The 19,281-nt window shown below is 59.4% G+C and carries 16 protein-coding genes; 1 reads left to right on the forward strand and 15 read right to left on the reverse strand.

The genetic code is table 11. The features are described from left to right. Window positions 1–5 precede the first annotated feature (5 nt). From ONB52_16425 to ONB52_16465, 9 genes are all read right to left on the reverse strand, one after another. Window positions 6–1,247, reverse strand: a complete 1,242-nt coding sequence (locus ONB52_16425; protein MDZ7417723.1) for a PilT/PilU family type 4a pilus ATPase — start codon at window positions 1,245–1,247, stop codon at window positions 6–8. A 64-nt stretch (window positions 1,248–1,311) separates the two neighbouring features. Further along, on the reverse strand, window positions 1,312–2,220 hold the full coding sequence (locus ONB52_16430) for a hypothetical protein (GenBank protein ID MDZ7417724.1): 909 nt from the start codon (window positions 2,218–2,220) through the stop codon (window positions 1,312–1,314). Window positions 2,221–2,314: 94 nt separating this feature from the next. Further along, window positions 2,315–2,887 carry a hypothetical protein gene (locus ONB52_16435; GenBank protein ID MDZ7417725.1) on the reverse strand — a complete coding sequence of 191 codons (573 nt, stop codon included), beginning with the start codon at window positions 2,885–2,887 and terminating at the stop codon, window positions 2,315–2,317. A gap of 133 nt (window positions 2,888–3,020) precedes the next feature. Next, the gene (locus tag ONB52_16440; GenBank protein ID MDZ7417726.1) at window positions 3,021–3,554 is read right to left on the reverse strand and encodes a hypothetical protein; all 534 of its coding nucleotides are present in this window, start codon (window positions 3,552–3,554) and stop codon (window positions 3,021–3,023) included. A gap of 53 nt (window positions 3,555–3,607) precedes the next feature. Beyond that, entirely contained in the window at window positions 3,608–5,386 is a 1,779-nt protein-coding gene (locus ONB52_16445) for a type II/IV secretion system protein (protein ID MDZ7417727.1), read from the reverse strand. Between the two features lie 68 nt (window positions 5,387–5,454). Next, window positions 5,455–6,819: a type II secretion system F family protein gene (locus ONB52_16450; protein ID MDZ7417728.1), complete on the reverse strand. Its 1,365-nt coding sequence runs from the start codon at window positions 6,817–6,819 to the stop codon at window positions 5,455–5,457. A gap of 97 nt (window positions 6,820–6,916) precedes the next feature. Then, the gene (locus ONB52_16455) at window positions 6,917–7,300 is read right to left on the reverse strand and encodes a hypothetical protein (protein MDZ7417729.1); all 384 of its coding nucleotides are present in this window, start codon (window positions 7,298–7,300) and stop codon (window positions 6,917–6,919) included. 146 nt (window positions 7,301–7,446) lie between these two features. Beyond that, a complete protein-coding gene (locus ONB52_16460) occupies window positions 7,447–7,842 on the reverse strand; it encodes a hypothetical protein (GenBank protein ID MDZ7417730.1) in 396 nt (131 codons plus the stop codon). A gap of 180 nt (window positions 7,843–8,022) precedes the next feature. Further along, window positions 8,023–8,394, reverse strand: coding sequence for a hypothetical protein (locus ONB52_16465; protein MDZ7417731.1), 372 nt, complete (start codon window positions 8,392–8,394; stop codon window positions 8,023–8,025). Window positions 8,395–10,191: 1,797 nt separating this feature from the next. Here ONB52_16465 and ONB52_16470 point away from each other — a divergent pair. Continuing rightward, on the forward strand, window positions 10,192–10,914 hold the full coding sequence (locus ONB52_16470; GenBank protein MDZ7417732.1) for a glycosyltransferase family 2 protein: 723 nt from the start codon (window positions 10,192–10,194) through the stop codon (window positions 10,912–10,914). A 247-nt stretch (window positions 10,915–11,161) separates the two neighbouring features. Here ONB52_16470 and ONB52_16475 read toward each other — a convergent pair whose 3' ends face one another. The 6 genes from ONB52_16475 to ONB52_16500 all read right to left on the reverse strand — a co-directional run bounded on the left by ONB52_16475 (window position 11,162) and on the right by ONB52_16500 (window position 19,203). After that, a complete protein-coding gene (locus ONB52_16475) occupies window positions 11,162–12,463 on the reverse strand; it encodes a protein kinase (GenBank protein ID MDZ7417733.1) in 1,302 nt (433 codons plus the stop codon). After that, window positions 12,450–13,937, reverse strand: a complete 1,488-nt coding sequence (locus ONB52_16480; protein MDZ7417734.1) for a sigma 54-interacting transcriptional regulator — start codon at window positions 13,935–13,937, stop codon at window positions 12,450–12,452. Before ONB52_16480 ends, ONB52_16475 begins: the two co-directional genes overlap by 14 nt. A 391-nt stretch (window positions 13,938–14,328) precedes the next feature. After that, window positions 14,329–15,114, reverse strand: coding sequence for an acetylglutamate kinase (gene argB, locus ONB52_16485; protein MDZ7417735.1), 786 nt, complete (start codon window positions 15,112–15,114; stop codon window positions 14,329–14,331). A gap of 1 nt (window position 15,115) precedes the next feature. Then, the gene (locus ONB52_16490; protein MDZ7417736.1) at window positions 15,116–16,252 is read right to left on the reverse strand and encodes an aminotransferase class III-fold pyridoxal phosphate-dependent enzyme; all 1,137 of its coding nucleotides are present in this window, start codon (window positions 16,250–16,252) and stop codon (window positions 15,116–15,118) included. 202 nt (window positions 16,253–16,454) lie between these two features. Next, window positions 16,455–17,429, reverse strand: a complete 975-nt coding sequence (gene argC, locus ONB52_16495; GenBank protein ID MDZ7417737.1) for an N-acetyl-gamma-glutamyl-phosphate reductase — start codon at window positions 17,427–17,429, stop codon at window positions 16,455–16,457. Further along, window positions 17,416–19,203 carry a GNAT family N-acetyltransferase gene (locus ONB52_16500; protein MDZ7417738.1) on the reverse strand — a complete coding sequence of 596 codons (1,788 nt, stop codon included), beginning with the start codon at window positions 19,201–19,203 and terminating at the stop codon, window positions 17,416–17,418. The genes argC and ONB52_16500 overlap by 14 nt, the downstream gene beginning before the upstream one ends. Between the last annotated feature and the right edge of the window lie 78 nt (window positions 19,204–19,281).

A 19,281-nucleotide genomic window follows, 5' to 3' on the forward strand; every position in this document is an offset into this window, starting at 1 on the left:
TCACTTCACGGGCGATCGTACTTGATCAGGTCTTCGAAGCGTTTCTTGTTGTTGGCATTGTTGAGTGCCTCTTCGTAGGAAATCAGCCGGCTGCGATAGAGCCGCGCCAGGTCCTGCTCCATGGTGATCATGCCCTCGTTGCCCGACTGCTGGATGATTTGATAAATCTCCTCAGTGTGATTGTTGCGGATGGCGGCCCGCACCGGCGCATTCGCCACCATTACCTCCTTGGCCAGCACGCGCTTGCCGTCCAGGCTGCGCACCAGCTTCTGCGAAATCACACAGGTCAACACACTCGCCAGGCGCTCGCGAATGCGCGGCTGCTCCTCGGGCGGCATTTCGCCCAAAATACGATCGACACTCTCCACCGCCGAGGAGGTGTGCAGGGTCGCCATCACTTTGTGGCCGCTGTCTGCCGCCTCCAACACCGTGGCGATGGTGTCCGGGTCGCGCATTTCGCTGATCACGATGATATCCGGATCCTGCCGCAAACCCTGCACCAGCCCGTCCTTGAAGCTGCGCACATCCCGCCCGACCTCGCGATGGCGTACCACACATTTCTGCGACACATGAATGTACTCGATCGGGTCGCCGATGATCAAAATATGGCCATTGGAAGTGCGGTTGTTGGCGTCGATGATGGTGTCCAGCGTCGCACTTTTACCGGAGCCGGTGATACCGGTCACCAGAATCAGCCCGCGCTTCTCATACTCCAAATTCATCAGGCGCGCCACCTGGCGGTGGAAGCCCAACTCCTGAAACGGCCGCAGTTCGGGGTTGATGCGCCGCATGCTGAGCGACAGGTGGTTCAACTCCCAATAGATGGAAGAGCGAAACCGCCGGCGGCCCAGCGGCGTCACGAGCTGATAGGAAAAATCCAACTGCCGGTTGTTCCACAGCTCCTCCCGCTCCCGGGGCGTGAGCAAATTGAGCAGCATGATGTTGGTTTCAATGGGCGTGAATTCGCCCATCTCCGGATGAAAAGGCCGTTTGACCCCGTAAACCCGATACCACACAAAACCGCTGCTGCCCACCGCGCCAAAATCCATGTCGGAGGCATCCTTGCTCTCCATGCTGATCATCAAAAACTCTACCGCCTGCCGCAATTGTTCGCGGACTTCCACCGGCTGACTGTCCAGCAATTGCCCGATAAAATTCATCAACTCCAAGCCTTCCGCCCGCATCGGAATTTGCGGAATCAGACGGGCCAGAAGGTTCTTGGCATTCTGCAGTCGTTGGTCCAACATGTTTGCCCCTTTGCCAACAGCCTTTCGCAAAAAATCCGAGGTAAGCTCCCTGCCGCCGATCCGCCTACCTCCAGGAAATTACCCGCATCGGCGGATTGTTTTTCGCGTAACGCGACACAAACCGGCGATAGTAGGAGGGAAAGTGCTGCACCGTCACGCTGCCGCCGCTGCCGTCCAGGCCTCCCCACGCCACCACGCCCCCCTTGATCAAGCTCTCGCTGGCGCTGCCACTGGCGTAGATCACACGGGAGCTGGTTTGCGGCAAATACACCACGCCGTTGATCGTGGCACCACTTCCCAAAATGACATTGCCCTCCACGGAAAAAATCCCCCATATCGTGCGTCCGTTTTCCACCCGCAGATCGCCCTTCACCACGGTGACATTGGGAGTCGAGCCGGAGTAGTAAAAGCTGCCATTGGGGTAGCCGTTGCTGGGCGTCAAATTACCGGGATACACGTGCGACTGCGCGATTGCGCGCGCCAGGAGTTCGTTGTCGTCGATACGGGGCATGAACGGCGCATTTTGAATAATCAAGTTCTGGTTCACCGCCCCGAGCGAGTCCTTGGCCGTAATGTTGATCACCGTGTCCCTGGCCCACACCGCGAAGCGATCAAACCCCCGGTCAAACACCGTGACCTCCACCTGGCTGGTGGTATCGGAATTGCCGCCGCTGGCACGAATGCGCACGCGATAAGGCCCCAGTGAGGGATCGTCATTCACATCGTCGACCGTCACATTGATCACGTTGCCGGCCAGTGTGAGATCGCTGTAACCGTCGCGCCAGGCAGGGTCCAGGTAAAGCTGATTGAGTGCCATGTAGGCGCCGCTGGTGGCAGCGTTTTTGGAAGTATAGCGGGCATAATGATCCACCAAGCGGCTGGTGGAATCGATGAAGCGCTGGTTCTTGCTGAGCGACAGCATGCCAAACGAAGCGGCAAAACCGGCCATCAGAATGAGCAGCGTTCGTCCCATGTCGACCTCTGTGCAAAACTCTGTGGTACCACACCATCAGCAGGCGTTTGCAACGCGACGTTGCCGGGCACGCCTCTCTTACCCGGCGCCGCCCTCACTGCGTCACCAAACTTGGCGGCGTGAAGCGTCCCAACCACACGAACTTGGGGTACTGATTGTCGGCGCCATAGTCGCCCTCGATGGTCAAACTGACGACCAGCGAGCGAATGTTTGCCAAAACGGGGGTCGTGTTGCCGGTTGAGTCATAGTACAACACTTTGAATTCAGTCAGGCCGGTGGCAATGACCTCGGCGGTGCCGCCGTTGACCACGCGGTAGAGCACCTTGTCATTGGGATTCGGCGTCGCGCGCGCCACCGCATCGTCGGTCGAGCTCAGGTAATAACGCATCGTTTCCAGCGTGCCGTCGCCGTTGTCGTCCAGGACATAGCGCACGTCGGAGGCCTCCGCTTTGGTGATGATGTTCTGACGGGGATCATTGACACCATATCCGATCCGCGAAAAGTCGTAATCGAGCAACTGCACCACCGCGTCCATGTTGCCATAGGCAATGTGATCGAGCGTATCGAGCTGCAAATCACGGCTGACGTCGTTGTTGAACTGCTGGAAGGAGACCAGCACCATGCCGCCAATCACGACGCTCGCAATCAATGTGAGCCAGGATCCCATGTTTGAACTCGAAGAAAAGGTCTCGGTTTTGGCCGGGCGTCCTGCCACCCGGCGCCGGCCTCAAGCGACACCCCCGCCCCTTGCGCCCAGTACCACCGCCGGTGGAAGTGCTGGCGGTGATACACCTCCCGGATTACATGTTCACACCGAAATAACTGAAAACGTGTTTCAAGGTCACGGTGGTCCCGGTCGGCAGCCAACTACTGGTCACGTTCACTGTCATGCGCTTGAGAAAGGTCTCATGCGACACCGCAGAATCCGGATTGGCCTCACTGACATAATGCACCTGAATGTTGACATTGAACGGAATGCCGTCGGTGCCCGTGAGGTTGGTGTTGGCGCCGTTCACGTAGATGGTCCGGCTGAACCCGTGATAATCATCGACGTCATTAAAACGCGGATACGACTCCGAGCCGCTGTGCCCCAGCCAGTTCCACGGTGTGAAGCCGTCCGGCATGTCACCGGGGGCAAGCACGCCGACCAAGGCATCGAATTTTTTTGAGCGCGCCTCCTCGATGAACTGCTGCGCCAGTGAAGCCGCCGCCTGGTGCAACGACAGCTCCTGCAGCGCCTCCCGGCCCTCCACCGTCTGACTATTGATCTGTGTCATCAGCAGCGTCAGCAACACCACACTGACCAGCACCAACAGGAGTTCACGATATCCCATAATCTTCCGTTGCGTGTTTGCGTGTGAACCGCGACGCGGCCGCCGCCTGCCGGCTATTCCACCGTGGCCGCGACGACTTCTTCGATGGTGGTCGTGCCGGCTTTGATGCGTTCCCGGCCGGAGGCGCGCAGGGTCAACATGCCGCCGCGAATCGCCTCCTGCCGGATCAAGTCCTCGTCGATGTTCGCGGCATTCTTTAAAATGAGGCGCCGGATTTCGTTGGTGAACAGCAATGCTTCGGTGATGCACTGGCGGCCGCGATAGCCGGCATAACACTTGTCGCAGCCCACCGGCTGGTAAAACGTGGTTTGGCGAATCTCATGATCGGTGAACCCGATGAAGCGTGCCATATCGACATCGACGCGCTCCACCGGTTTTTTGCAGTGATCACAAAGCTTGCGCACCAGACGCTGCGCCATGATCAGGTTGATGGCATTGGCGATGAGAAACGGCTCGACCCCCAGCATGTAAAGCCGCGAAATCGCGCTGGGTGCGTCGTTGGTGTGCAGCGTCGAGAAGGTGATGTGGCCGGTGTTGGCCAGGCTCACCGCGATCTCCGCCGATTTCAGGTCGCGCATCTCCCCCACCATCACGATGTCGGGGTCATGACGCAAAATCGAACGCAGCGCCTGATCGAAGTTGAGCTTGGGCCCCAGCTTCACCTGGCGCGCCCCGCGAATCAGGTATTCCACCGGCTCCTCCACCGTCACCACGTTCTTGGTGGGGTCCATGATGCGGTGCAGCGCCGCCACCAGCGTCGTGCTCTTGCCGCTGCCGGTCGGCCCGGTGATGATGATCACGCCCTGCGGCTTGCGGATGGCCGCCTCGAAATCACGCGCCGCCTGCTCCTGCAGCCCCAGCAGATTGAGATCGGTGATCACCTTGCGGTCATCCAGCACGCGGATCACGATGCTCTCATAGCGCCGCTGCGATTCCGACACCACGATGGGCAGCACCGACACGCGGAAACGGATATGGTAGTTGTCGATCTTGCGCTGGATGTAGCCGTCCTGTGCGATGTTGCGGTTGAAGCGGTCGATGTTGATCGAGCGGTCCTTGATCACCGCCGCCACCGCCTCCGGCTTGACCGCAGACAGGGCATGCCAAAGCTGCAGCTTGCCGTCGATGCGAAAATGAAACTCGGTGACATTGCCTTCCTTGGGAATGATGTGAATGTCGCTCGCGCCTTTGCGCACCGCCTCGACCAGGGTGCCCTCGATCAGGTTGGTGAGCATGCTGCGGTTGATTTCGGCGTCGAGCGCCGCCTCGTCGATCTTGTCCTCCTCCTCGGCGTTGACCACCTCGACGTTCTGCAGCGAAGCTTCGAGCTGCTGCAAAAACTCGTTCTTGAACGCCATCACACGGTCGATCAGGGAATTGACCTGCTCCAGCGGGCAGTAGGCGACCTCGATCTGGGTGTAGGGCAGATCCTTCAGCAGCAGCGGAATTTCCCGGTCCAGCGGGTCGGCGGCGATGACGGTCAGGACATTTTTGTTGTTGGTGCCGGGGCGAAACGGCAGGACGCGTTTGCTCAGCAGGCGGTTGCGGGCCTCCTCCGTGCAGGCGTCGATGGTCTTGCGGATGAAATCCAGTTGCGCGTCACCGATCTTCTCGCCGGTCAGGTCCACCTCCTTGAAGGCGTAGAGCTCGGCGATCGCCTGGTAGATGCGATGGCGGTCGATCTGAAAATCCTCGACCAGAATTTGCTGCAAGCGGCGCTGTCTGCCGGCCGGTTCCTGGCGCTGGGCCAGAATGGCCTTCTCCAAAATGGTCTGGGTGATGATCTGCTTCTGCAGCAAAATCTTCCCGATGCGAACTCCCATCGGTTCCATGGCCTGACTCCTTCACAAGGGCTGGGAACACCGGTTTCGTTGTACCGCCGGTGCCGCCCGCCCGGCGCCTACCGTCCCGGCACCGCGGGCATGCTGCCCGGCATGTTGGGGGAAACGAAACCGACTTCGGATGAAATCAATGTGATGCCGACAATCAGAATCGAGATGAAAATCGAGACCGCGAGATTGATCAAATCCACCACCCGGCTCATCTTGTGGGTCGTTTCTTTTTCATAGAAATTGGCCAGCCGCAGCATGGCCTCGCGCAGTGTGCCGGATTCCTCGCCGCTGCGCAGCGTGTAAATGACATTCCTGGGAAACACCGCCGACAGTTCCATGGCGTCGCTCAGGCTGCGGCCCTCGCGCAGCATCGCCGGAATCACCACTTCCTTGATCTGCTTCTCGAGGTAGCGGTTGCGGCACGCTTCGGAGGCGATGCTGATCACCTCGATGTTCTCGCCCGAGCCGCTGTAGAGCGCGTGAAACACGCGCGCAAACACCTCCAGGCTGGTTTTGTAGATGAGCTTGCCCACCACCGGCAGCGAGATGACCAGGCGGTGCCACACCACCCGGCCGCTGTCGCTGCGAAAATAGGCAACCAGCGCCGTGATCGGCACCGCGACGGCCAGCACCACCCACAGGATGTTGTGCTGGAAAAACTCACTCACCCGCATGGTGGCCGCCGTCATCGGCGGCACCGCGATGTTGTATTTGAGCAGCATGCCGGCAATCTTGGGGAAGATGTACATCACGTAGAAAATCAGCGCCCCAATCGCCGCCAGCACCACGAACGCCGGCATGAACAGCGTGCTGCGGATGTTCTTTTTGAATTCCGCGGAGCGCTCCAAAAACTTGGCGGTGTTTTCGTAGATTTCCGCCATGTTGCCGCTGGTCGAGGCAATGCTCAACATGTGCGCGGTGAACTTGCCCAGCACGTCGGCATGCTTGAGAAAAACCTGGCGCCCCTCCTTGCCCATTTTGAGATCCTTGTGGATCTCCATCACCACTTCCCGCAGACGGGCATTCTCCATGTCGTTGGCCAGCATCGTGAGAATCTCGTCATACGGAAACTGCTCGCGCAGCAGATCCGCGCACAGCCGAATGAAAACGACAATCTCCTTTTGCGGGACGCCCAGCCGCAGGTTGAGCCAGTTGCGCTGCACCGAAATGGGCTGATACCCCATGCGGGTGAGCGACTCGCGCACCTCCTCCGCCGTGAACGCGGTGATCTCCCCGCGCAAAATCTTGTTGTTGCCCGGCCGCCGCGCCTTGTAGCTGAAAGGCACGCGCTTGTGCAGCGCCTGGATGCGCACGCGATACTCGCTCGCGATCTCGTTGAGCTTCTTCTGCGCCTCGAAGCGATTCTGCGCCAGCAGCGTGCCCTGCAACGGCTTGCCGGCAAGCGTGATGCCCTGATAGCGAAACTCGGCCATGCTGGATGCTGGATGCTGGATGCTGATCACTTTCCGCCAAACATGAAACAAGGAACAGGCCGGGGAGGCACGACCTGTCCCTTGCTTCACAACGTGATCAAGGTGTCATTGTCAGGCTGCGAATGCTGTCCGGGGTGATGACCACCGTCACCACCAGCGGCACACCATCGCCGTTGCCATCCTCGAGACCGGTGCCGATAATCGTGCAGGTGCTGGCATCACCGCCACTGATGCTGTAACTGCCATTAAGATTGCTGCTGGGAAAATTGATGCGCTCGAGATGACCGTTGAGACCTGCAAAATTCCGCCCGCCGCCTCCCATGGCGGCAGGCCGGCGGTACCAGGCTTGTGCCCGTGCGGCAATGTTCATGATGTCATGAATAACCGCCTCCTGGTTGGCCTGGGTGGAACTGCCGGAAAACGAGTTGATTCCGACCAAAATGGCGGCACCTACGATGCCGGCGGCGAGAATGAGAAGCAAGAGCTGTTGCTGTCCCACGTGGCGACACTCCAGTTATTGGTTCGCCCGCTCCCTGACAGCGCATAGCATCCATGATTTTTCAAAAGGTGTTGTTGACGGCAAGAAAGGACAGGTTGCCTTTTCGGCAACCCGTCCTCATGTCATCACTATGGGTTGATCGTCATCGTTCGCACACTGTCCGGCGTGATGACAGCCGTGATTTGCAAATTGGTGCCATCGCCGTCGCCATCTTCGACACCAGTGCCGGTAATGGTCAACGTTGTGGCGTTCCCGCCACTCAGGGCATAGCTGCCATTGGCATTGCTGGCGGGAAAATTGAGGTTGGCGAGCGTCACGGTGGCGTAAGTACGGCCGCCACCGCCCATTTGCACCGGCCGGCGATACCAGGCCTGCGCCCGCGAAGCGATGGTCAAAACATCCTGCATGACCGCTTCCTGATTGGCTTGCGCCGAGTTCTGCGCGAACATGTTGATGCCGAGCGTGATCGCCACGCCGACGATGACTGCTGCGAGAATGAGCAAAAGAAGTTGCTGCTGACCCATGATGCAGTGCTCCTGTGATTGGGTTGGTTAACCGAAATCATCCGGCAGGTCCAAACCGTCCGATGATCAGTGAAGGGCTCAACGCTGACCGGCCGGTGTTTTCGTTTATACTGGAAATTGGCGAGAGGTGGAGAAATCTTCATCACTCTCCCCGGCTCAGCCTCCTTTCGCATTCAGGGTTCAGTGCGTCACCTCGAAGGAATCCGGGTAAACATCGACGACGATGCTCCAGTTGCGGTCATTGTACAGCCGGCCGACGATTCTCACACTGCCGGGCACGCAATAGGACAAATTCACCGTACCGAGGGAACTTTCGGGACGGAAATGGATTTTGTCGAACGAAAAATCCGCGAAGGATTTGCCGCCGCCGCCCAGCAGCGCCGGCGTGTGATACCACGCCTGCGCACGGGTGGCGAGATTGGCAACCAGCAGCAGAATTTGATCCCTCTCCGCAGCATCGGCGTCTTCCTGAAAGCGGTTCATGCCGACCACGATCGTGAACGCGGTGACCAGCGCCGCCAGGACCAGAAGCATCAATTGGTGTTGTGCCATGGGATCGCGACTTTGGTTATCGTTTCACGACTATGACGGAGATGGCGCCTTATAGTATAACCACTGCCTTTGGTTTGCAGATTGCCACCGCTCCAGACCGCAACAAAAACGCTCATCAAGGAAGTTCGCCATCACTCCGTCGATGAGCGTTGTTGCAGCAAAAGCGGGAAGCATGGGCCTGCAGAGGGAGGGCTCTGACTGCCGGCGCCATGCTTCACGCTCGACGATCGACCCACATGTTATTCATGCCCTCCTGGCATGAGATTCACTTCCTGTGAGCTTCATCGGACAACCATGTGGGCACACTGGCAAAGTATTCGCTGTCCCTGTCGTATCAAGGTGAGCACCATCATCATGAACGCTTTTTGATTTGACAAATTCCATACCAGGGTTTTGTCCCCGCCATCACTTGTGCCACCGAGCAGCAGGCGCGTTCGCATTATCAAAAAGTTATCCCAATCGAGTCATCATAAGGCGAACCGGCTTCACCAGAAACGCCCCACGCACCGCCAGACAACTGCAAAAATTTTTCGCAGCACTGCGCGTTCTTTTTGCAGAAGATTACAAAACGGATAGTCCGTGCTTACAATTTGGTGAGAATCGCAACAGCCGCTCGCATGGCGGCGAGGCCGTTCGTTTGCGCTGTCTATTCGCGCTTTCCCCGGCGTTGCCAGGCGCGCTTTCATTGTCATTCCGCGGGAATTTGCCTGCCCGTACGGGCACCCGGCAAGATGAAAACGGTCGTGCAGATCTCCTGCCCAATGTCACCAACCTTTTCAAGAAAGTCATGGCAGGAAGGTTTATGTCAGAGAGATATTCAGGCTTCTTACCAAGCGACCACCTGAATGTTGCACGCGGGCTGGCTGTTGCCCGGAAGAAATCACGCGTTCTCCAAACGCCGTCAGTTACCACGAAAATGCCGTAGCGCAGGCTTTCAGCCTGCTGCAGACAAGATGTCTGCGCTACATTTTCATTCCGATGGGTGTCCATACCGACATGGCAAATTCTTCTGTTCGAAGTCAAGCAAGACTTTTTCCTCCCTCGAAAATGGACTCCGACGCCATGGCTTTTTTCGTGGGAGTGCTGCTGGTGCGGGATTTTGGGGATTGATCTTGCCATCGAGGGTTGAATCTCTGCCGTGCGATGAACAGGGCATCCCGAGCAGAGCTACCGGTTGTTCTCGCTCTCATCTCGAGGCAGCGCCAGGAAACAGCTCCCGCGGAGCGAACTGTTTATACCTGAATTTTGCATGCCGGCTTGCTGTGACCTGAAGGAAAATGGCCTGTTCCCAAAACTCCGTAAGGAGTGAACTGTTTGTAGACAGGGCGATCTTGCGGGTCTTTAAACTCCGTCAGGAGTGGCCTGTGGAATTTCCCATGATTCGGCGCGGTTTTTTCGAGGAGAACCAAACAGGTCACTCCTCACGGAGTTTTGGGAAATGCAAGAAGCAGCTTCACGAAAAACAGTCCACTCCTGCCTGAGTTGACCGCACGTTGGCCTGCAAAATTTTTATGCACCACTTCCCGGGTGGTCGGGTGTCGCGATCGAATCGGCGTTCCTCGCGGAGGGGATCAATCTGAATGCAAAATTCAGGTCCCCCACAAATTCCCGGCGGGGGTCCTGGCAATGGCGGTAAAGAAACGTCCGTCTCCGATTCCGACCATCAACGAACTTGGTTTTTTGCCCGGCGTCTGGCATTTTCCCGCGGTGCGCCGGGAAACGCACCTGCATGCAAAACCAGTTGCGGCATTCACCAACCAGTGATCACGCAAGCCGACGCCCAGGGAGGAAGGCAGCATGGTTTTATCCATCATCATCCCGCTCTATAACGAGCGCGCCACCATCGCACAAGTAATCGAACGCGTGCTCGCCGTGCCGTGTGCCAAGCAGATCATCGTCGTGGATGACGGCTCCACGGATGGCAGTGCGGAGATCGTCGCCGCTCTGGCCCGCACGCAGCCGCTGCTGTTGCTGTCGCATCCGCGCAATTTGGGCAAGGGGCAGGCGATCAAAACCGGCCTCACCGCCGCCACCGGCGAGGTGATCATCATTCAAGATGCGGATTTGGAATATCACCCGGAAGATTACCCGGCGGCGCTGGCCCTCATCGAGCAGGGCTGGGCCGACGCGGTGTACGGCTCGCGCTTTCTCGGACCGCACCGCGTGTTTCTCTTCTGGCACTTTGTCGGCAACAGGCTGCTGACGTTGCTGGCGAACGTCATCACCTCCGGCATTCTTTCGGACATGGAAACCGGCTTCAAAGTCATCCGTGCCGCGGTGCTGCGGGATTTGGCAATCCAATCCTGTTCCTTCGACTTCGAAGTCGAGGTGACGATCAAATTGTTCAAATACGGCTATCGTGTTTACGAAATTCCGATCACCTACACCGGCCGTGACTATCATGAGGGCAAGAAGATCACCTGGCGCGACGGGGTGCGCGCGCTGCTGGCGTTGTTGAAATGGGGAGTGCTGGTGCGCCGGCGACGGCAGCAGGCAACGCCGGCGCGCCGAGGCGGCTGAATCACAACTCGAGAGAAAATCACCAGCGGATGGAAACAACCCAGCGGAGAAACCGCCAGGGCGCTCAGTCCAGAAGTGCGTACAACTCGAATGAACCGTTCTCTGGCTCCTGACGCAGCGCCCGAGCGGTGATGTTTTCGCAAGGAAACCAAATCTCTCACAGGTGAGACACCACCCTGCGCCTGCCGGCACGCTTACAGAGAGCTGGCGGCGCAACGACACCATGAGGAATTGAATGCAGTGGGCCTTACGGCTGGGTCAAATCGATTGTCAAGTGCGTGGTATCGCCGGGGATGATGTCAAGCTCCCTGACTTTTATCCCCCAGCGCGGATGCAGGATTTTGACTTGATTGCGGCCGGCAGGCAGCGACACGGCGGCCGGCAGTGGCGTGGTCCCGATGGAATCACCGTTGAGAAAAACCGTGCCCCAGGGAAGGACGTGCAGATCCAGATAGCCGGTTCCAGCCGTGCTGCTGCCGGGCAGCGCGATGGCTGCTTTGATCGGGCGCGCCGGGTTGCTGTCATCAAAATAGTATTCCTTCAGGCCTTTGATGAAGAGCACGCCCGCAAGAAACATGCTGGCGCTCATGATGGCGGCCACGCCCCAGCTCAACGTTGGAATGCGGCGCGGGGTGGGCGCCGGCGCACTGCTGGCCGGCGACAGGATGGCGTTGGACTGCATCACCACCTGAAAGTAGGTATCGGGCGATTCGAGAAAATAGGCGAGGTGATTGCGGTTGGTGTTCAAACCGTACTTCTTTTCGAGGAATTTGAGATCGTCGATCACTGCCGCGGCGCTGCGATAGCGCTGCGCGGGATTTTTGGCCAGCAGCTTCTGGCAGGTGACGATCAACTCGGGTGGCGTTTCCGGCCGCAGCTTCGCGATCGGCACCGGGTCCCAGTTGACCACGTGCAGCAGGGTGGCCGCAACCGTGCGATTGACAAAAGCGACCTCGCCGGTGATGATCTCGTAAAGCACGGCGCCCAGGGAGAACAAATCACTCGCCGGCCCGACCTCCTGACCCAAAATGTATTCCGGCGACATGTAGGCCGGCGTGCCGATGGTGAGGGGATTGGAATCCGCCAGCTCGTGCGCCGATCCCAAATCACCCAGTTTGACCGCGCCGTTCATCGCCAAAAAAATGTTCTGCGGTTTGATGTCCCGGTGCAGCACTTTGTTTTGATGCACGGCGCCGATGGCGGCGGCCAGCTCCTTGGTGAGGTAAATGCACAGATCGAGTGGCAGGCGCTTGTGCTGTTTGATCAACTCGTGCAGGGTGGGACCTTCGATGTATTCCAGCACGATGTAGGGCTGGTCGTCGAGCGCGCCGGCATGCAGCGTGCGCCGCAGGTTGGGGTGGTTGATTCTGGCGCTGATGCGGCTTTCCTGGAGGAACTGTGTGCGCCAGTGCTCCTGCGCCGCGGTTTCGGGCCGCAGCATTTTGATCAACACCACCTGGTTGCAGCGCGCATCCACCGCTTTGAACACGGTGGTGACCGGCCCGTTCTTCAGTTCGGCGAAGATCTGGTAGCCTTCAATTCTTTCCATTTTGCCACTGCTTCTGCTTGTATTGGATCCACCGCCGTGAGACGCCCAGCCGCGAGGCGGCATGCGTCACGTTGCCGCCGGTTTCACGCAGAGTCTGCTCCACCAGCCGGCGCACCAACTGCTCCACGGTCATGCCCGCCGGCACGAGATGACCGTTGGGCTCGGCCAGACGCAGGTCCTCCACGCCAATGAGGGCGCCCTTGGCGTGCACCACGGCGCGCTCGATGGTATTGCGCAACTCACGAATGTTGCCCGGCCAATGGTGGCGGGTCAGGCGGTCGAGCGCCGCCGAGGAAAAGCCGTGAATGTTCTTGCGGTACTTTTCGGTGAACATCTGCAGAAAGTGTTGCGCCAGCAGTGGGATGTCTTCGGTGCGTTCGCGCAGGGGCGGCAGATAAATGTTCATCACGTTGAGGCGGTAGTACAAATCTTCGCGAAAGGAGCCGTCACGGATTTTCTGCTGCAGATCCTTGTTGGTGGCGGTGATGATGCGGACATCGACCTTGCGCACATGGTTCTCGCCCACCCGCTTGATCTCCCCCTCCTGCAGCACGCGCAGCAATTGCGTTTGCAGGGTGAGCGAGATGTCGCCGATCTCGTCGAGGAAGAACGTGCCGGTGTCGGCGGTTTCGAACAGGCCTTTCTTGTCGCTGATCGCGCCGGTGAAGGCGCCTTTCTTGTGGCCGAACAGCTCGCTCTCCAACAGGGACTCCGGCAGGGCGCCGCAAAACAGCGCCACAAACGGCTTCTCGCGGCGGGCGCCATGGTGGTGCAGGGCGCGCGCCACCAGCTCCTTGCCCGTGCCGCTCTCGCCCTGAATCAGCACCGGCGCGTCGGAGTCCAGCAGGCTGTTGATGGTGTCGAAAATCTGCTTCATCTTGTGGCTCTCGCCGATGATGCCGGCAAAGCCGCTGGCGCGCTGCACCTCCTTGCGCAACTGGCGGTTCTCCTCCTGCAGTTGCTGGTAGAGCTGGGCGTTCTCGATGGCGATGGCGGCCTGGTTGGCGAAAGTCATCAGAAAGGGGATGCTGGTCTGGGTGAACCCGCTGCGGTGGTTGATGCTGTCCAGATAGATGGCGCCGATGCGGCGCTCCTTGATCTTCAGCGGCACACACGCAATCGAGCGGATCTGGTACATGATGATGCTGTGCATGTCTTCGAAGGCGCCTTCGCTCTGCGTGTCATAGATCAACACCGCCTCGCCGGTTTGCAGCACCTGGCGCACCACGCTGGAGGAGATGCGCGCCACGTCTTCGATTTTCTCTTCGGTGATGTTGCGGGCGATGCGCACCACCGGCGTGCCGGTTTCATTGTTCAGCAGGATGAAGCCACGCTCCGCCGCGACGGTTTCCAACGCGATGTCCATGATCTTTTCGAGCAACACGTCGAGCTGTTGGAGCGTGTTGATGACGGTGCTGATGCGCGACAGGGCGTCCAGCAGCGCCTCGCCGCTCTGACGAGTTTCGTTATCCATGGGTCTTTGCCAGCATGCAACGCCAAACCGGGATGATCACATGTGCCGGCGCAACACCGTGGTGCTGCTTTGCAGTCAGTCGGTCGATTGCGCCCGGGTCTTGCAGGTTGTGCTCCCGCTCAACAAGGTGGGCAAACGGCACGACCGTGCAGTGTGCCGGGTTAGAAAAGATGCGGTCCCGAACAAGGGCACCATTTTGGGAGTTGTGGGGCGGCCATGCCATGGTCACGCAACGGCCGCCACTGGCCTGCAACATGAATTGCAGGCATGGCACCCGGGAAATCCTGCGGCGATTTCTTGCAGAGGGCCGCAAAATTCAGTTATGATATACCGGCAGCGGCGGGGGATCGCTGAAAGGGAGGGATTCGTTTGCGGGTTAAGGCGGGCAAAATCAAAGACGCAGCCGCGTGCCCGCGTTGCTGGCGGGCGCAGCCGCCTGCCGCAACTGCGAGGCGTGGCACAGGACGACACTTGCGACGCCATGCTGCAACGCGGCAAAAGCCTCGTCCAGTTTGGGAAGCATGCCTTTGGAAATCACACCACCGGCCTTGAGTTGCTGATAATCCGCCGGCGTCAGCAAAGGAACAACATCGTCCTCGCGGCTGGAAGCGAGCACGCCTTTCTTGTCGAAGCAATAGATCAGGGTGATGTCATATCTGCCTGACAACGCGCTGGCGAGCGCCGCCGCGAGGGTGTCGGCATTGGTGTTGAGCATTTGCCCGCGGCCGTCATGCGTAAGCGGCGCGAACACCGGCACCAACCCGGCGCCCAGCAAGGTCTGCAGCGCGGCCGTGTCCACTCGTTCAATGTCACCCACATAGCCGAAGTCAATATGGGGATGCCGGCGCTTGCCGGCCCGCACGCTGTCGGCATCCGCGCCGGTCAGGCCCAGGGCGTTGCAACCGCGCGCCTGCAGCCCGCTGACCAGCGTCTTGTTGATCAGCCCGCCATACACCATCGTCACCACCTTCAGCGTCTCCGCGTCCGTGATGCGGCGGCCGTCAATCATTTGCGTTGTGATGCCGAGTGTCGCCGCCAGGTCCGTGGCCAGCTTGCCACCGCCGTGCACCAGGAGTTTTCGACCGGGGAGGGCGCTGAAATCATCGAGAAATGCGGCCAGTTCCGCGGGGGCATCGATGACATTGCCGCCGATCTTGACAAGCAGCAGTTTTTCCATTTCACACCTCCTGCAACGCGGCGGTGAAATGTTCGAGAAAGTGTTGCGCATGTGCGCGGGTGAGGGTCAGTGGCGGCAGCAGTCGGATGACATGGGGATCATGCGCCGAACCGGTGAAGATGTGATGCTGAAACAGCAGTTGTTTGCGCAAGCCGGCACTGGGGAAATCCAGCTCCAGGCCGATCATCAAGCCGCGGCCGCGCACCTCGCGCACGCGGTCGGCAATTTGGCGCAAATTCTCCAACAAGTAGGCGCCCACCACCCGGCTGTTTTCGATCAGATTTTCCGCGGCCATCACCTCGAGCACGGCCAGCGCCGCGGCGCAGGCAAGCGGATTGCCGCCAAACGTCGTGCCCAGCAGGCCGTGTGCAGCCTTAAATCGGGGATGGATCAGCACGCCTGCCACCGGAAAGCCGTTGCCCATGCCCTTGGCAATCGTGATCAAATCCGGCTGAATGCCGGCAAACTGATGCGCAAAAAATTTGCCCGTGCGGCCACAGCCCGATTGCACCTCATCCAGAATCAGCATGGCGCCGGCGCGCCGGCAAAGCGCCTGCACCTCCTGCAAAAACTCCGCGCCCGGCTCACGGATGCCGCCGATCCCCTGAATGCCCTCGATGATCACCGCACAAACATCTGCGCGCTGGAAAACCCGCTGCAGGGCTGCCACGTCATTCAACGGTGCAAAGATGACCTCATGATTTTCGTTCAACGGTGCACGGATTTTGGGATTGTCGGTGACCGCCACGGCTGCGGAGGTGCGGCCGTGAAACGAATGCGCGAAGGCCACCACTGCCCTGCGACCGGTGTGAAAGGAAGCCAGCTTGAGCGCGTTTTCATTGGCCTCCGCGCCGGAGTTACACAGAAACAACTGATACTCCGGATAACCGCTCAACTCGCCCAGGCGTGCCGCCAGCTCCTGCTGCAGAGGGAGTTGCACGGAGTTGGAGTAGAACCCGAGACGGTTGAGCTGTTCGGTCAACCGGCTGACATAGTGAGGGTGGCTGTGGCCGATGGAAATCACGGCATGCCCCCCATAGAAGTCGAGATATTGCACGCCGTGCTTGTCCCACAAATGAACATCACGGCCCTGCACCAGTTCGAGCTCGTAAAGCGGGTAGACATCGAAGAGCTGCATTGATGGGTTTTCCTCGGAAATTGCAATTGCCGGTGGCCGGGTGGTTTCAAGCCGAGGCCGGAAAACCTGGTTGCGTGTCATGTTGCCAGCGGTGGCTGCTGCCGGCAGCGGGCAAGCGTCCGGCCGGATGACGCAGCACGCCGTCCTCTTTCTCGCAATCGCATGCGGGCATTGCGAAACGGCTGGGCATGCCGCGCGGTTGTCAATACGCCACGGCTTTCAGGCGCAAACCCAGCATTTCGTCCCAGCCGAACATCAGGTTCATGTTCTGCACCGCCTGTCCGGAGGCGCCCTTGAGCAAATTGTCGATCACGCTGGTGAGAAACAGCTTGCTGCCGTGTTTTTCCAGATAGAGCACGCAATGGTTGGTGTTCACCACCTGCTTGAGATCGGGGGTTTTGCGGCTGAGGCGCACGCAGGGGTGCGTGGCGTAATATTCGGCATAGAGTTCGCAGGCTTGCGCCAGCGACAGATCACAGTCCAAATAGAGCGCGCCGAGAATGCCACGCGTGAAGTTGCCGCGAAACGGCAGGAAGTTGATCTGCGCCTCCCCAATCGGCTGGAGCAATTTCAGGCCCTGGTAGATTTCAGCGAGATGCTGATGCTGAAAGGGCTTGTAGACCTGCACGTTGTTGCTGCGCCAACTGAAATGGCTGGTCTCGCTGAGCGCCTGGCCGGCGCCGGTCGAGCCGGTAATGGCGCTGACATGGATTTCGCCGCGCAACAAGCCGTGCTGCGCCAGCGGCAGCAGGGCCAGTTGGATGGCGGTGGCAAAACAGCCGGGATTGGCGACGCGACGGGCGCGGGCAATCGCGGCGCGCTGCAACTCGGGCAGACCATAAACAAAACCATGGTCCGGAATCTGCGTCAGGCGGTGATCCTGGCTGAAGTCGATGATGCGCAGGCCCGCGGGCAGGGGCTGTTCGCGCAGGTAGCGCGCGGATTCGCCGTGCCCCAGACAGAGGAAAAGCAGGTCGAGATCTTCGGCCATTTCGGCGGAGAATTGCAATGCGGTTTCACCGAGGAGATCGCCATGCACCTCGGCAACCGGCTTGCCGGCATGATGGCGGCTGTGGGCGCAGCGCACTTCCACCGCGGGGTGGTGCAGCAAAAGACGCAGCAATTCGCCGCCGGTGTAGCCGCTCGCGCCGGCGATGCCAACTTTAACCTTGCCCATTCTTGCGGTTCACCTTGTAATATGTGGTGTAGGGATTGGCCAGCATTTTGGCGAAGCCCCGGGCATCTTCGCCGGTCCAGAAATGATGCGCTTCGTTGTAGGCCGAGTATTCCGGCGAAAGCAGATCATGCGCCGAGCTGATGCCGAGAATCTGAAAACGATAGGGTGCCAAAAACACGGAAACCGTGCCGCTGACGTTTTGTTGCGAATCGGCCAGAAAGCGCTCGATGTTGCGCATCACCGGATCGAGGAAATGGCCTTCATGCAGCATGGTGCCATACCACCCGGCCAACTGGTCTTTCCAGTAAAGCTGCCACTTGGTGAGCACGTGTCGCTCCAGGGCATGATGCGCCTTGATGATCACCAGCGGCGCGGCGGCTTCGAATCCCAGGCGGTCTTTGATGCCGATGGCCGAGTCATCCACGTAAATGTCGCGGCCAATGGCATAGGGTCCGGCGATTTTTTCGAGTTGCTGAATGGCCTGCACGGGATCGTCATACCGGCAGTCGTTGATGCCGGCCAGTTCGCCCTGCTGAAAATGCAGTTCGAGGGTTTGCGGCGTGGGGTTGGTGAACCGCGTGGGGAAGGCCTCTTCCGGCAGCCACTCGGAGGAGGTGTAAATTTCCGGCCCGCTGATGGTGGTGCCCCACAGCCCCTTGTTGACCGAGTATTGCAACCGCGCCCAGTCAAAATCGGGCTGGTGTTTTTTCAAATACTCGATCTCGGCATTGCGTGACACGTGCTGATCGCGAATGGGCGCCAGAATGGCGGCCTCGGGCAGGAGTGTGCCGAACGCGATGTCGAAGCGCACCTGATCGTTATCCAGGCCGGTGCTGCCGTGCGCCACGCTGCCGGCCTTGACGGCGCGGGCATATTGCGCCAGCGCGGTGGCCTGAAACACGCGCTCGGCGCTGGCCGAAAGCGGATAGGTGTTGTTCCGCAGCACATTGCCGAAGATGAGATACTTGATGCATTTCTGGTAGTAGTTCTGCGTTTCATCCAGCACGACATGCTGCTTGACGCCCAGCCGCCGTGCCATGCTTGCGATCTCCGCCAGCTCGGCGGCGGAAAAGCCGCCGGTGTTGACCACCACGGAATGCACCTCCAGGCCGAGTTCCGCCGACAAGTATTTGGCGCAATAGCAGGTGTCCAGACCGCCGCTGAAGGCGAGCACCACCACGCGGTTTTCCCGCTTTCTGATGCCCGCCAGACGGCTCTCCTGCGGGTCGAAGAGCAGGCCGGTGCACAGGCAGTACTTGCGATTGTTGCGGGTGAGGATGTCGTAGTTGCGGCAGGTTTGGCAGCCCTCCCAAAACTCGCGGTCGGTGGTCAATTCGGAAAACGGCACCGGCTTGAAGCCCAGCTCGGTGTTCATCTTCATCACCGCGTGGCTGGTGGTGATGGAGAAGATTTTGGCATTGGGATAACGTTTGCGCGACAGTTCGAAGATGGCGTGTTTGATGCGCCGGCCCAGGCCCGAGTTGCGGTACTCCGGATCGACGATCAAGCCGGAGTTGGCGACATACTTGCCGTGCGTCCACGTTTCGATGTAGCTGAAGCCGATCAGCTTGCCACTGGAGTGAAAGGCGAGCACGGCCTTGCCCTCGCGCAGCTTTTGCGCCAGGTATTCCGGCGGCCGCTTGGCGATGCCGATGCCGCGCGCCCGCGCACTCTCCTCCAGCATGTGACTGATTTGTTCGGCATAGGGCAGGTGGACTTCACTGGCGATTTCAAGGTGAAAAGGCTCCCGGGGATCAGGGGAATCATGAGACATAACGGCAGTTCTTCCTCGGACACGAACAGAGGTTTGGGAATGCACCAGCCCGCACCGGCGGCCGGCAGGAGACGGCGG

The organism is candidate division KSB1 bacterium, from assembly GCA_034506255.1.
Taxonomy (GTDB): Bacteria; Zhuqueibacterota; Zhuqueibacteria; order Zhuqueibacterales; family Zhuqueibacteraceae; genus Coneutiohabitans; species Coneutiohabitans thermophilus.

Coding starts and splice junctions, on each gene's coding strand:
- ONB52_16425 (MDZ7417723.1), bottom strand. CDS start 1,247: ATGTTGGACCAACGACTGCAGAATGCCAAGAACCTTCTGGCCCGTCTG.
- ONB52_16430 (MDZ7417724.1), bottom strand. CDS start 2,220: ATGGGACGAACGCTGCTCATTCTGATGGCCGGTTTTGCCGCTTCGTTT.
- ONB52_16435 (MDZ7417725.1), bottom strand. CDS start 2,887: ATGGGATCCTGGCTCACATTGATTGCGAGCGTCGTGATTGGCGGCATG.
- ONB52_16440 (MDZ7417726.1), bottom strand. CDS start 3,554: ATGGGATATCGTGAACTCCTGTTGGTGCTGGTCAGTGTGGTGTTGCTG.
- ONB52_16445 (MDZ7417727.1), bottom strand. CDS start 5,386: ATGGAACCGATGGGAGTTCGCATCGGGAAGATTTTGCTGCAGAAGCAG.
- ONB52_16450 (MDZ7417728.1), bottom strand. CDS start 6,819: ATGGCCGAGTTTCGCTATCAGGGCATCACGCTTGCCGGCAAGCCGTTG.
- ONB52_16460 (MDZ7417730.1), bottom strand. CDS start 7,842: ATGGGTCAGCAGCAACTTCTTTTGCTCATTCTCGCAGCAGTCATCGTC.
- ONB52_16465 (MDZ7417731.1), bottom strand. CDS start 8,394: ATGGCACAACACCAATTGATGCTTCTGGTCCTGGCGGCGCTGGTCACC.
- ONB52_16470 (MDZ7417732.1), top strand. CDS start 10,192: ATGGTTTTATCCATCATCATCCCGCTCTATAACGAGCGCGCCACCATC.
- ONB52_16475 (MDZ7417733.1), bottom strand. CDS start 12,463: ATGGAAAGAATTGAAGGCTACCAGATCTTCGCCGAACTGAAGAACGGG.
- ONB52_16480 (MDZ7417734.1), bottom strand. CDS start 13,937: ATGGATAACGAAACTCGTCAGAGCGGCGAGGCGCTGCTGGACGCCCTG.
- argB (MDZ7417735.1), bottom strand. CDS start 15,114: ATGGAAAAACTGCTGCTTGTCAAGATCGGCGGCAATGTCATCGATGCC.
- ONB52_16490 (MDZ7417736.1), bottom strand. CDS start 16,252: ATGCAGCTCTTCGATGTCTACCCGCTTTACGAGCTCGAACTGGTGCAG.
- argC (MDZ7417737.1), bottom strand. CDS start 17,429: ATGGGCAAGGTTAAAGTTGGCATCGCCGGCGCGAGCGGCTACACCGGC.
- ONB52_16500 (MDZ7417738.1), bottom strand. CDS start 19,203: ATGTCTCATGATTCCCCTGATCCCCGGGAGCCTTTTCACCTTGAAATC.